Raw genomic sequence first — 13114 nt, forward strand, 5'->3', positions numbered from 1 at the left:
ATTAATTATTCTTTTTCTTTTTAAAAAGCCCTTCCAATGTGTTTTTGACTTTATCCTTCACTTCTTCTGTTGAAGTGTCTGTAGAATCCTTAGATGTTTTATTCCCTCCTAGCAGATTATTAATTTCATTTCCAATTTTATCTTTGACTTGGTCTGTTGCTTTTTCTTTCTGCGCCTGGATAATTTGACTTGTCAGACTTGTAATAGCTTTATCCATGTTTAAATTAATTTTTGGACTGGTAAATGAACCAGACAGATTCACTGGCACATCTACATTGAATTTACTGACATCAATATTACTCAGCTTAGCAAGTTGACCTCCTATTTCATCTCCAAAATATTTAGCAGGAACATTAAATTTTAGATTATAGTTCATGGTATTGTCAAACGAATGACTTCCAGAAACGTCGACTTTGACATCATCAAGTTTAAAATCAAAATTATCTGCATTGATAGCTCCGTTTTTAAAATTCAATTTTGCAACTAAGTCTTTTATTTTGTACTTATCAAAATTTAAAAGTTGAAATTGTTTATTAAGATTGGATACTAAAGTCATATTTTCTTGTTCGATATCTGCGCTGATAATTTTAGCCAAAAGATCTCCGGCAAGACTGGTATAAATCGGCATCAAATCTTTAGTCAAGTCTCCTTTTAGATTTATACTGGTTGTTGCGACACCATTGAGCACTTGAGCAATCGGTGCCAGACCTTTTATCAATTCCATCTGCTGTACAGCTTCTATGATTTTGATGGTATTCAAACTCATTTTCATATCAAAATTTGGAGTCGTCTCTTTAGTAGAAACATTCCCGTCCAATTTGATATTTCCACCAAAAATATCAGCATTAATATTATTTAAAACTGCGCTCTCATTCTGCAAAGCCATGCTTCCCGTAACATTCTTAAGGTTCAGGTTATCGTAAATGACATTTTCAGCTCTAAAGTTTAAAACGATATCCAAAAAATCAGGAATTTTAATTTCCTCCGTCGTCTCAGCTGTTTTATCAGAATTTGAATTTTCAGAAGCTGCTACTTCAGTATCACTTTCTACCATAAAATCAGCAACATTGAAGGTTTTGGAAGCTGCATCAAAAGTTCCTTTCAAAGGTTTATCGGCGAAAGCAAAACCCATCAAATTATTTAAGTTTCCATTCATTTTTAAGTCAGTCGAACCCGCTGACATCTCAAATTTGTTCAATTGAATTGCATTAGTCGTAAAATTGACAGTAGCTACTTCAATATGTATAGGCTTAGCTAAATCTGGAGAGTCGTAATCAAATTTTGAAAGCTGAAGTAAGCCTTTTGCATTTACATTATCGTAAGCTTCCTGTTCTATAGAATTCATATCAAAATTGGTCACCAAATCAACGTCTAAAAAACCACTTAAATCTTGTTCTAAATCTATAGGATAAGCTTTTTTAAGATTTGCTAAATTCAATCTTCCTTTAGCCTGAAGATCAACCAGCATATTGGTAGTTAGATTTTTCACAGAACCACTTCCAGCAAAACGATCCTGGTCTATTCTGAATTTGACATCGTTAAAATTGATGTATGTATCTTCGACTAGTCCGCTTTCGTTTTTGAGCTCAATATTCAGGGAGATATCATCAACTTTTTTGGGTAAGTCGGTGTATTGAAAAGAAGCATTGGAACTTGAAGCTGAAATATCTAAAGTTGGGATATATGTCTCATCTACTTTACCTTTAATGACTCCGTTCAATTTAAAATCACCTGTTGTAGTCACTCCATCAAGGTTGGAGGCATAAGCTTCGGGAATCAAAGCCAAAAAGTTTTTAAAATCTGAAGAAGGCGTAGAAAATTGGATATCTATATCATTATAATTTTCAAATAACTGAACGTAACCTTCAAACTGAAGTGGCAACTGATTCACTAAAGCTTCATTATCTAAAAAAGTAAACTTCATATTTTCAAGATCCATTTCAAGGTCTGCATCCAATACTATAGAATTATCTTTTAAGTAATTGGTTCCATCAAAATCAAAAGATATTTTAGAATCGGTAAGTGTTTTAAGGGTGAAAACAGACTCGGCAAAATCTCCATCACCACTATGATTGAATTCCTTAAGTTTAAGAAAGATATTTCCACTTTCATCCAAATAATTGATGGTGGATGAATTGATTTCGTAATGATTTAAATTGAGTTGAAAGGGTTTTTCAGCCTTTTTTGTTTCAGTCGTTTCTGAAATTTCTGAGGCTTCAGCGGTTTTAGCAATATCATAATTGGAGTTACCAAGAGAATCCACTTTCACATTGATCAAGGCATCATTTAAATATATTTGGTCGATTTTCAAGCCTTCATCTTTAAAAAGCTGCATTACACCCATCGCTATATTGAAGTTTTTAACATAAACTAAAGTATCTCCCTCAAATGGCGCTTTGTTAATTACGCTCACCTCTTCAAGACTCAAACTTGCGTTAGGAAAATTTCTAAACAAACTTAAATCTAAGGAAGCCCATTCTATTTGAGCATTTACATTATCATTAGCTGCCTTTTTAACCATTTTTTCTATACTCCCTTTGAATAATATTGGGGTAAGAAATAAAGCAATGATGAGTATTAAGAAAACAACACCGATAATCTTAAAAGCCTTTTTCATAAGTAATAATTTGAACCTAAAATTACGTAATGGCTTCTCGTTTATACCAAAAAAAGAATTAAAATTTAGAATTGTTCAACTTCAGGAAATTAGGATTCTTGAATCTCTTCGCCTTGCTTAAGATTAAATTTTTTTCGAAACAAAAACACTACCAGATATAAGAGAGGCGTATCGAAAAGAGCAATAAGGGCCTTAAAGAGAAAACCACTCAAGAGCAGTCCTCCAAAAAGATCCCATTCCAATTCTCCAAAAACTGAAAGAAGAAAAACTACAGCAAACGTATCCACAAATTGTGATGAGAATGTTGAGAAGTTGTTCCTTAACCAGAGGTATTTCCCTTTGGTCAATTTTTTCCAAAAATGGTATACATAGATATCAACGTATTGAGCAAGAAGATAGGCCATCATCGAAGCCGCGACGGCGATGGTTGTAGCCCCAAAAACATTATTAAAAACTTCATCCCCCACTGGAGACCATGATGTGGCTGGAACCGCATTTGCCACCAAAATGATAAGGAGTGAAAAAACGGAAGCAAAAATTCCAATAGTTACAACTTGGTTCGCTTTCTTTTTACCGTAAATCTCACTTATGGAATCTGTGATTAAAAACGTGATGGGATACGGTAACACGCCCACTGAAATTTCAAATCTATACAGCCCAAAAAAATCCCAGTAGAAAAACTTTTGAAAAATTAAATTGGAAACGACCAAGGATGTTATGAATAATGCAGCAAGTATTAAGTAAATGCGATCTGCAGAAATTTTTTGTAGTGCCGTCAACTATAATTGAATTTGATATTTACCTTTGCGGCAAATCTAAGCTGTAATTTTTAAACTCAATACATTTTGCAGTTGATTGTAAATCAATATTCATTAAAATTTTCTTAACAAATTGAATACGACCATCACTACGTATATAGCTTTAGGAAGTAACCAAGGCGACAAATTTCATTGGCTTAGAGAATCCATTGATGCAGTTTACAACACAGTAGGTGATGTCACGCGAGTTTCAAAACTATATAAAACACCATCTTGGGGGTTTGAAGGTGAAGATTTCTTAAATGCTGTCATAGAGGTCCAAACCAGATTTTCTGCTGAAGTTACTTTAGAAAAACTTTTGAAAATTGAACTCAATCTTGGTAGAGTAAGAACATCCAAAACAGGTTACCAAGCCAGAACCATTGATCTTGATATTTTGTTCTATGGAAATTCAGTTATTGAAACCAGTGAACTCACGGTTCCTCACCCTAAACTTACCGAGCGAAATTTTGTTTTATATCCTTTGTCTGATTTAGCTCCGGATATGATTCATCCTACATTGAATCAACCGATTTCTGTTTTAGTAGAAAATAGTGAAGATGATTCCCACATTGAAGCGGTTGGAGAGGAACTAAAACCTAGAATCGCTGAGTTTAGACAAGTAAACTATCTTACTATTGAAGGAAATATAGGGTCTGGAAAAACAAGCTTGGTTGAAATGATTGCTGAAGATTTTAATGGTAAATTGATTTTGGAACGTTTCAAAGACAATCCATTTTTGCCCAAGTTTTATGAAGATCAGACGAGATTTGCATTCCCCCTGGAAATGTCATTTCTAGCAGATCGTCATCAGCAATTAATGGATGATATCTCACAATTGGACTTGTTTACAGACTTTGCTATTTCCGACTACAATCCCAATAAATCGCTAATTTTTTCGAAAGTAACTCTTCAAGAAGATGAATATGCTTTATATAAGAAGATATTCAACATCATGTACAGCGATGTTCCAAAACCGGATGTTTACGTTTATCTCTATCAAAATATAGATCGCTTGTTAAGCAACATCAAAAAAAGAGGTCGTGATTATGAGCAAAATATATCGCCAGACTATCTTAAAAACATACATGAAGGCTATTTGAATTTTTTCAATTCTCAGAATAAGATCGATGTAAAAATAATAGACATTACAGATCTGGATTTTGTCAACAATCGCGAGGATTACTTATACCTTTTAGAAAAAATTTCTGAAATCAATAAAAAAGCATCACCCTAACTTTTTTAAAAGTAGTTCTGCTACTTCCATTCCGCGATGTACAGCTCCATCCATATAACCTGGAGTTTGTCCAGCAGTCTCCGATGCTGAAAAATAGAGGCAATTCTCAAAGAACCCTTCTCTTAACTTAGGATTCCCATTGTTTTGATGAGGAATAAGGGCTTTTGCCTGCTTATGGATTATAAAGGCTTCGTTTCTCCAGTTGACATCTGCATAAGCTTTTATATCAAATGCCTTTTGATTGAAAGTGTCTCTTAATTGATTGGAAAGTCTTTCTTTTCTATTTTCTTCTGAAAGTTCAGAATACCCTGCATTTAAGAAACCAACAAGTGCATTCTGTTCCCGGTCCTTATCACTATGGTCATACATTTCTTGTACGATCTGCTGAGCACTCATCAATGTTCCTATGTATCTATCGTTTTTCCAAAAATCTGAATTAAAAGCCACTGAAAATTTTATGGAATCTGACATCCAGGTATGTGTATTTGAAAGCAAGTTTTGAAATGACTGCGGTAATCCCGGTTCAAATTCAATAGTATCCGCAATCAGTTGCAAGGGAATAGTGAGTATAAGGTAATCAGCCTCAAACTGATTTTGTTCCGTTTCAACAGTAAAAGTGTCTGAATAACTAATTGATTTTACAATTTCATTAAAATGAACTTTTCCGGTTTGTTTTTGGAATAAAGTATTTATAAGAGATGAAGATCCTGATTTAAATTTGAATGTAGATGATCCCTGATTAGGGATTTGAAAGCGTTCTAAGTTGCCTTTAGGTCTGAAATCATAAATGGCCTCACTCCCATTTTCTTGGGTTTTAAATGGAATTTCCAATTGATTAATAAGAGCCATAAGACTTGTGTGTTGAGGACCAAACCAGGTTGCTCCTAATTCTAGCTGGCAAGAGTTGACTTCTTTTGTAAAAATGCGACCACCTAGTCTTGGTCTGGCTTCTAAAATTTCTACCTCATACTCAGAATCCTTTAAAGCGAATGCTGAGGTTAAACCACTTAAACCTGCTCCTATAATTAAAACTTTTGGCATCTTTTTTTATGCAAATATCACTTTTAATCTTTCGATCACTTCTTCAGAAATTGTAAAGTAAGTTTAAAATTAAGAACTGAAAGTCATTCTTAGCGATTGAACTCTTACTTTCACAAATTAAAACAATTTTGAAATAAGTTCTATATTGTTTAAATATGTATTATGGTAACCACAATCAAGCAAAATATCATTAAAGAGATAGAAGTTGAGAAAGCTAAGGTTTCTAACTTATATCGAATCAAAAGCGAGACAAAAAAATTCACGGATCAACTTTTTTTGACGCTATTTGATAAGGAGACCGATGTTACAACTGGCATGGATGAATTGGAAAAGCAATTCAAAAATCTGGCAGATTTAGTTTGTTTCAAGGAAGAAGATCCTTGCCGGGAAATTTGGACAGATTTCATGAAAAAGCTTCCGGATATTCTTCGGAAACTCAATAAAGATGCCTGTTTTATTAAAGATAATGACCCTGCGGCAAATTCGATTGACGAAGTATATTTAGCCTATCCGGGCTTTTATGCAATAGCTATTTACCGATTAAGCAATGCCTTATTGGAGTTTGGATTACCTATCGTACCACGATTGATGTCAGAATGTGCACATACTTCAACAGGCACTGATATAAATCCCGGGGCAAAAATTGGAAACCCTTTCTTTATAGATCATGCTACAGGAGTGGTTATTGGTGAGACCTGTGAAATTGAAGATCGCGTAAAAATTTATCAGGGAGTTACTCTTGGAGCCTTGCTAGTTGATAAAAATCTTAGAAATGTTAAGCGTCATCCCACAATCAAAAGTGATGTCACCATCTACGCAAATGCGACAATACTTGGTGGAAAAACAATTATTGGAGAAGGTTCAACGATTGGTGGTAATGTTTGGTTAACAAAGTCTGTTGACAGTAAGTCTACCGTAACACATAAAATGATGGTGAAAATTAATGAAAATAACGAATAATGAGTAGAAGTATATTAGACCTTATAGGCAATACACCCATAGTGGAAGCAAAAACCCTGGTGAAAAATCCTAACGTAAAACTTTTTCTTAAACTCGAAGGCCAAAATCCAGGCGGCAGCGTAAAAGATAGAGCCGCATACAATATGATCAAATCTGCTCTTGAGCGTGGGGATATTGACCAAAACACAAAGCTTATTGAACCGACAAGTGGAAATACAGGCATTGCACTAGCGATGGTTGCTGGAATTTTTGGATTGGATATAGAACTTGTGATGCCTGATAATGCTACTGTAGAACGTGTTCAAACCATGAAAGCTTATGGTGCAAAAGTCACATTGACGGAAGGAGAAAAAGGGATTATGTATTCCAGAGATTATGCTGAGGAAAAAATGAAAACTGGCAATTACTACATGTTCAATCAATTTGCTAACGAAGACAACTGGAAAGCACATTACAAAACTACAGGTCCTGAAGTTTGGAGAGATACAGATCATAAAGTGACACATTTCGTTTCTTCAATGGGAACGACCGGAACAATTATGGGAACTTCCAGGTTTCTAAAAGAAAAAAATAAAGACATTCAACTTGTTGGAGTACATCCTGCTGAAGGAACGAAAATCCCAGGAATCCGAAAATGGCCTGAAGAATATTTGCCTAAAATTTATGATCCAGCTCGAGTCGATCATATTTACGAGGTTAATCAGGAAGAAGCTACCAAGATGGCTAGGTATTTGGCCGAAAAGGAAGGAATATTTTCAGGTATGAGCTCTGGAGGTGCAACCGCAGCCGCTGTGAAGCTTTGTGAAGGTTTAGATCACGGTGTTGTGGTAAGTATTATCTGTGACAGAGGTGACCGTTACTTATCTTCTGAGTTATTTCAATTCTAAAATTCAATCGGGATAAATGTTAAAATTCAAAGACTTGCAAGCGATTCATTCTTAAAATTCATTTAAAAACTTAAATTTCGGCTTTTAACATTCAAATATCAGTGTATGCCTAATGTTTTTATAAGCGGAACTGGAGCTTATGTACCGCCTAAAATAGTTCCGAATTCTTTCTTTGAGAAAGTAGGTTCTTCAGATGAATGGATTTATAACAAGCTTGGAATCAAAGAGCGACGTATCGCCGAAGACGAAGCCACCAGCGATTTGGCTTACAAAGCCGGATTGGATGCTGTAGAAAACGCAAAATTGAAAGTCGAGGATATCGATCTTATCATCGTGGCAACTACAACTCCAGATCGACAAGCACCATCCTGCGCCTGTTTCGTTCAGGAAAAAATGAAAGCTTTCAATGCCGTTGCTTTTGATGTCGCTGCAGTTTGTTCAGGAGCTTTGTTTACTATTTCTGTAGGCTACCAATTTGTAAAAAATGGAGTCTATAACAATGTTTTGGTTATCGGTGCCGATACATTTTCGAACATCATAGACTGGGAACGAAGAGATTCAGTGTTTTTCGGAGACGGGGCTGGAGCTTTAGTTTTAAGTAAAACTGAAGAAGACAAAGGTTTTATCGATTTCAATCTGCATTCTGATGGACGAGGAAAAGAACATTTCACCATTCCCGGTGGGGGTTCTGAAACTCCGGCTTCTGAAGAAACATTAAAAAACAGAATGCACTACTTCCAAATGAATGGAAAGGAAGTTTTTGATACAGCAACTAAGGTCGTACCTGAATCAATTCAAGAACTTCTTGATAAAACTAAAACATCTATAGACGATGTCAGCTTTTTGATTCCACACCAACCTAGCATCGGTATTTTGAAATCTATTGCAAAACAAATCGACATGCCATTTGAAAAGGTCATGACCAATATGGATCGTTATGCCAATACTTCGGGCGCAACTATCCCTCTGGTGCTTGACGAAGTTCATAAAGCTGATAAATTTAAAAAAGACGACTTATTGCTTTTTGCAGCTGTTGGCGCTGGATGGACTTGGGGAACTGCACTTTACAAATGGTAATTTAAAAAGAAAGACTTATGCTTAAAGGAAAAACATATCTCATCACAGGAATTGCTGATGAACATTCGTTGGCCATGTACGTAGCCAAAAAAATTAAAGAACACGGTGGTCAAGTCATTTGTACTGGCCTTGGTGTAAGTAAGTTTCATGAAAATTTATCTGAGAAGGCTAAAGCATTTTTAGATCAAAATTTTAAGGACTTTCAGGAGAGCGTCCACAAAGAACTTGGAAAAGATACAGCAACAGAAATCCTTGATGTTTCTCAGGAAGAGAGCGTCGCAGACTTTTGTGAAAATTTAAAAACAAAACAAATAAAAGTTGATGGTTTTCTTCACGCCATTGCTATGGATAAAACCATCAGAAATAAAGTTGTGAAGCCTTTATTGGATGTCACTTTCAAAGAATTTTGCGATACAATGGAAGTATCTGCTTTTTCTTTGATCAGTCTTACCAGCCATTTATTTAAAAACAACCTTTTGAATGCTGATGCATCTATTTGCTCCCTAAGCTATATTGCTGCATCAAAAGTTACTTTTCACCCCTACAGAAACATAAGTATTGCAAAGGCTGCATTGGAAAGAATTACCGTTGAACTTGCAGATGAAATGGGACGAAAAAATGGGACGAGAGTCAATTGTATTCGGTTCTCCCCTTACATGGGAAGTAAAGCTGGGAATGCAACTTTGAACGAAAAAGATGTGGAATTTGCTCATCAAAAAAGTCCGCTTGGCAATGCTTTGCCAGAGGACCTTGCTTATGAAGTTCTCAATTTATTGAGACCTAACGGTAGAACCACAGGAGAGATAAGACATGTAGACGGTGGTTATAACATTATGGGATAAACACTAACAATGATTCCTTATTTAAAATTTCATTTTGAACAAAACGCTGCTGCTTTATTTAATTTTTGGTTTCGGTGTTCATACAACATCACAAGCTCAATTAGGGTTTTGTCAAGGGAATAGCGGCGATGCCATTTTTGAAGAAAATTTTGGTCAAGGGACTACAAATGGTCCTCCATTACCGACCAATGTGACATCGTATGAGTTCGTAAATCAGGCTCCATTGGATGGTCAATACACGGTTTCTTCTAATTTGATGCAACTAGGAAGTTTTCATAACACTACAGACCACACTGGCAATGCCAACGGAAAAGCTTTAATTGTAAATGCAGCGTTTGATTCAGGTTTATTTTACCAAATTCCTATAGGAGGTCTGTGCATTAATAACTCATACGAATTTTCTGCATTTTTGATGAATGTCTACGATACAAGATCGGATGTTTGCACTTCTAATGAAATTCCAGTCAATGTGAAATTTGAAATCTTTGATGAAACAAACTCTATATCTCTTGCTGAAGGTGATACTGGTAATATTTTTGGTACAAGTTCTCCAATTTGGAGACCATTTGCATTGACCTTTACAACATTACCTGGACAAGACTCGGTAATTCTGAAAATATCAAACAATGGCGTAGGCGGCTGTGGAAATGATTTAGCTATAGATGACATCGTATTCAAATCTTGTGGTGATTTAACTGAAATCGTAAATGAAAGCGGAGAAAACAACCTTCAGTTTTGCGAAAATGAATCTGTGACTGATTTAAAATTGAAAGCCAATACAGAATTCAGTATTTATAACTCTCCGAATTACCAATGGCAGAACAGCCAGGATGGTGAAAACTGGTCCAATATTCCGGGGGAAACTTCAGATGAATTAATAATTCCTGAAGTGAGCACTAATCAATTTTATAGAACACTTGTTGCTGAAAATATTTCTAATTTAAATAATACGGCTTGCAATAGTATATCTTCTGTCTTTGAGGTTAATTTGGTCGAATTTATTGACCCTGTAAGTCTTGGAGATGTTACAAGTTGCGGTGGGGAAATAACAAGTATTGCGGTACAAAGCAATCCAAATATAAGTGTGGATTGGTACGATAGTCCCACGGGAGGAGTTTTTTTAGAAGAAAACAGTTTTATCTATAGTCCGGAAAGCAATGGAACTTATTTTGCAGTAGCAACAACTACTGGTGGAAATTGTTCAAATCCAAATCGTGTAGCCATTCAATATACTGATTTTGATACTCCAAATCTTATTGATGAAACAATTACAATTTGTGAAAATGAAAATGTGACTTTAAGTGAGAATTTACCGGATGTGCAATACCTATGGAGCAATGGAGAAACCGGTAATTTTATCACTGTAGACAGTCCTGGAGCTTATAATCTTGAATTGACCACTGTAGATGGTTGCACGGTTTCCAAAACCTATTTTATTGAAAATTATACAAACCCTGTAATTTCAAATATCATTCAAGTTGATAGTTCTTTAATTATTGAATTGTCTACGGAAGGTGATTTTAGTTATTCTATAGATGGTATAACTTTTCAAAATCAACCTGTTTTTGAAAAGTTAACTGGAGGTTTATACACCATATACGTCCGTGAAAACAATGGCTGTAAGATAGTCACGGAAGACTTTGTATTAATTGTAATTCCAGAATTTTTCACTCCTAATGGAGATAACATCAATGATGTATTTCAGATCGGTGGCGATACCAATTTTGATGACTTTGAAGTTATTATATTCGATAGATTTGGAAAAGTATTGATCAAAAGTAATCAAGCGCCTTTCCAATGGAATGGCACTTACAATGGGAGAAATATGCCTTTAGATGATTACTGGTATCGCATCAAGATCAATGATAAAATTTACAGCGGAAATATTTCTTTGATCCGGTAAACTTCATTCGTCAATAATCTTTCGTTAATTTAACTTCATTGTAGCGATAAAATCGATTATGGAATTGAATATTGCATTTAAAAAAATTATGTTTGGATTATTCAAAAAGAAAACAGAGTTAGAAAAGCTACAGGATACGTATAAAAAACTTCAGAAAGAAGCTTTTGACCTATCAAAAAGCAATCGCCAAAAGTCTGATGCTAAACTTAAAGAAGCGGATGATATCAGTAAAAAAATAGATGAATTGAGAGCTAAAGAAGATTAGCGCATCAATTTTACAAGTAATTCCTTCAATAAGTCACCGTTAGAAATTTGAGAAGCTTTCACACCTTTGCTCTTCATATCAACTTCACGAATAAGTGCAATGGCTTGACTCGCCTTTTTCATTGAATATTTCTGAGCAGCAAAACTATAATCTTTTACAAAAAAAGGATTTACACCCAATGCTCTTCCTGCTGCGTTTTGAGATTTATCTTTTAAAGCATGATAACGTAAGAGTTTATTGAAAAATGAATTGAGTTGCGCCGTTGTGAGCACTACAGGATGGTTCTTTGAGTTTTGAGCAAAATACGCCACGATTTGTTGAGCTTTCACTTCGTCCTTAACTCCTATGGCTTTCGTCAATTCAAAATTGTTGAAATCTTTACTTATTCCAATATTTTCTTCAATAAGTTCGGGTGTGATTTTTGAACCTTTTGGAAGAACATGCTGGAGTTTCTCAAGCTCTTTGTAGATATGAGAAAGATTGTTTCCCAAAAACTCAACAAGCATTTCTGATGCTTTAGGAGCTATTGAATATCCGGAAGCATGAAGTGTTTCAGAAATCCATTGTGGTACCTGATTGTCGTAAAGTGGTTTAGTCTCAAAATAAACAACTTCTTTTTTTAGCAATTTTGTAATCTTAGAGCGCCCATCCATTTTTTTGTACTTGACACAAAACACCAAAACGGTACTTTGCTGTGGTTGTTCCACATAAGATTTTAAACTGTCTAAGTTTTTTAGCAAGGACTGAGCTTCCCTAACGATTATGACCCGATGGGCCGCCATCATGGGATATTGTTTAGCTTGACCTACAATGTCTTCAATAGTAACGTCTTTTCCGTATAAAATACTTTGGTTAAAAGCTTTTTCATCTTCAGTAAATACAGTTTCTTCAATTTTATCAGCAATGAGGTCTACAAAAAAAGTCTCCCTCTCTCCTACTAGAAAGTAGATTGGAGAAAATTTACGCTGATCGAGATCAGAAAGTATAGATTTAAAATCGTTCATAAGTTAAGCTTCAACTAATTTCAATTTCGTTTCTTTGAATTATGCAAAAATTGAATTTTCCAGAGTATTCATTCAAATTCAAAAGTAAAGAAAATAAGCCTGCTATATTTTCAATTTTACGTAAAAAATATTTGATACTTACTCCGGAAGAATGGGTCAGACAGCACTGCGTTCACTTTTTGATTTCAGAAAAAAATTACTCAAAAAATTTACTGAATGAAGAACGTCAAATTCAAGTCAACGGCATCCTAAAACGCTATGATATCGTTTCGTTTTCTTCGAATGGAACAATCGAGCTCATTGTAGAATGTAAAGCGCCAAGTGTAGATATTACACAGGAAACTTTCGATCAAATCGCCAGGTACAATATGGCACTAAAAGCAGATTATTTAATGATTACCAATGGAATCAATCATTACTTTTGCCAAATGGATTACGAAAATGAAACTTACATTTTTTTAGAAACTTTGCCCTCGCATTAATT

The 13114-nt window shown here is 35.0% G+C and carries 12 protein-coding genes; 8 read left to right on the forward strand and 4 right to left on the reverse strand.

Annotation, left to right across the window (positions count from 1 at the left end; all coding sequences use genetic code 11):
• Position 1 precedes the first annotated feature (1 nt).
• Both LB452_RS07320 and LB452_RS07325 read right to left on the reverse strand, forming a co-directional pair.
• On the reverse strand, positions 2-2617 hold the full coding sequence (locus tag LB452_RS07320) for an AsmA-like C-terminal region-containing protein (protein WP_224461081.1): 2616 nt from the start codon (positions 2615-2617) through the stop codon (positions 2-4).
• Positions 2618-2706: 89 nt separating this feature from the next.
• Complete coding sequence (locus LB452_RS07325; protein ID WP_224461082.1) at positions 2707-3396, reverse strand: queuosine precursor transporter; 690 nt, start codon at positions 3394-3396, stop codon at positions 2707-2709.
• A 112-nt stretch (positions 3397-3508) separates the two neighbouring features.
• Here LB452_RS07325 and folK point away from each other — a divergent pair, with 112 nt between their 5' ends.
• Positions 3509-4651: a 2-amino-4-hydroxy-6-hydroxymethyldihydropteridine diphosphokinase gene (folK, locus tag LB452_RS07330; RefSeq protein ID WP_224461083.1), complete on the forward strand. Its 1143-nt coding sequence runs from the start codon at positions 3509-3511 to the stop codon at positions 4649-4651.
• Here the strand turns inward: folK and LB452_RS07335 are convergent.
• On the reverse strand, positions 4643-5692 hold the full coding sequence (locus LB452_RS07335; RefSeq protein ID WP_224461084.1) for a flavin monoamine oxidase family protein: 1050 nt from the start codon (positions 5690-5692) through the stop codon (positions 4643-4645). The two genes, folK and LB452_RS07335, sit on opposite strands and share 9 nt — an antisense overlap.
• A gap of 162 nt (positions 5693-5854) precedes the next feature.
• On the opposite strand from LB452_RS07335, the gene LB452_RS07340 reads away from it, so the two are divergent.
• From LB452_RS07340 to LB452_RS07365, 6 genes are all read left to right on the forward strand, one after another.
• Positions 5855-6652 carry a serine O-acetyltransferase gene (locus LB452_RS07340; RefSeq protein ID WP_224461085.1) on the forward strand — a complete coding sequence of 266 codons (798 nt, stop codon included), beginning with the start codon at positions 5855-5857 and terminating at the stop codon, positions 6650-6652.
• Positions 6652-7539, forward strand: coding sequence for a cysteine synthase CysM (gene cysM, locus LB452_RS07345; protein WP_224461086.1), 888 nt, complete (start codon positions 6652-6654; stop codon positions 7537-7539). The genes LB452_RS07340 and cysM overlap by 1 nt, the downstream gene beginning before the upstream one ends.
• Positions 7540-7644: 105 nt before the next feature.
• On the forward strand, positions 7645-8616 hold the full coding sequence (locus LB452_RS07350; protein WP_224461087.1) for a 3-oxoacyl-ACP synthase III family protein: 972 nt from the start codon (positions 7645-7647) through the stop codon (positions 8614-8616).
• 17 nt (positions 8617-8633) lie between these two features.
• Entirely contained in the window at positions 8634-9458 is an 825-nt protein-coding gene (locus LB452_RS07355; RefSeq protein ID WP_224461088.1) for an SDR family oxidoreductase, read from the forward strand.
• Positions 9459-9492: 34 nt separating this feature from the next.
• Positions 9493-11361 carry a T9SS type B sorting domain-containing protein gene (locus LB452_RS07360; protein ID WP_224461089.1) on the forward strand — a complete coding sequence of 623 codons (1869 nt, stop codon included), beginning with the start codon at positions 9493-9495 and terminating at the stop codon, positions 11359-11361.
• An 88-nt stretch (positions 11362-11449) separates the two neighbouring features.
• Entirely contained in the window at positions 11450-11626 is a 177-nt protein-coding gene (locus LB452_RS07365) for a Lacal_2735 family protein (protein WP_224461147.1), read from the forward strand.
• Here the strand turns inward: LB452_RS07365 and holA are convergent.
• Positions 11623-12630 carry a DNA polymerase III subunit delta gene (gene holA / locus LB452_RS07370; protein ID WP_224461090.1) on the reverse strand — a complete coding sequence of 336 codons (1008 nt, stop codon included), beginning with the start codon at positions 12628-12630 and terminating at the stop codon, positions 11623-11625. The genes LB452_RS07365 and holA overlap by 4 nt on opposite strands.
• Positions 12631-12671: 41 nt before the next feature.
• On the opposite strand from holA, the gene LB452_RS07375 reads away from it, so the two are divergent.
• Positions 12672-13112: a type I restriction enzyme HsdR N-terminal domain-containing protein gene (locus LB452_RS07375; protein ID WP_224461091.1), complete on the forward strand. Its 441-nt coding sequence runs from the start codon at positions 12672-12674 to the stop codon at positions 13110-13112.
• Positions 13113-13114 lie beyond the last annotated feature (2 nt).

Origin of the sequence: Psychroflexus longus, from assembly GCF_020164595.1 — a bacterium.
In the GTDB taxonomy this organism is placed as follows: domain Bacteria; phylum Bacteroidota; class Bacteroidia; order Flavobacteriales; family Flavobacteriaceae; genus Psychroflexus; species Psychroflexus longus.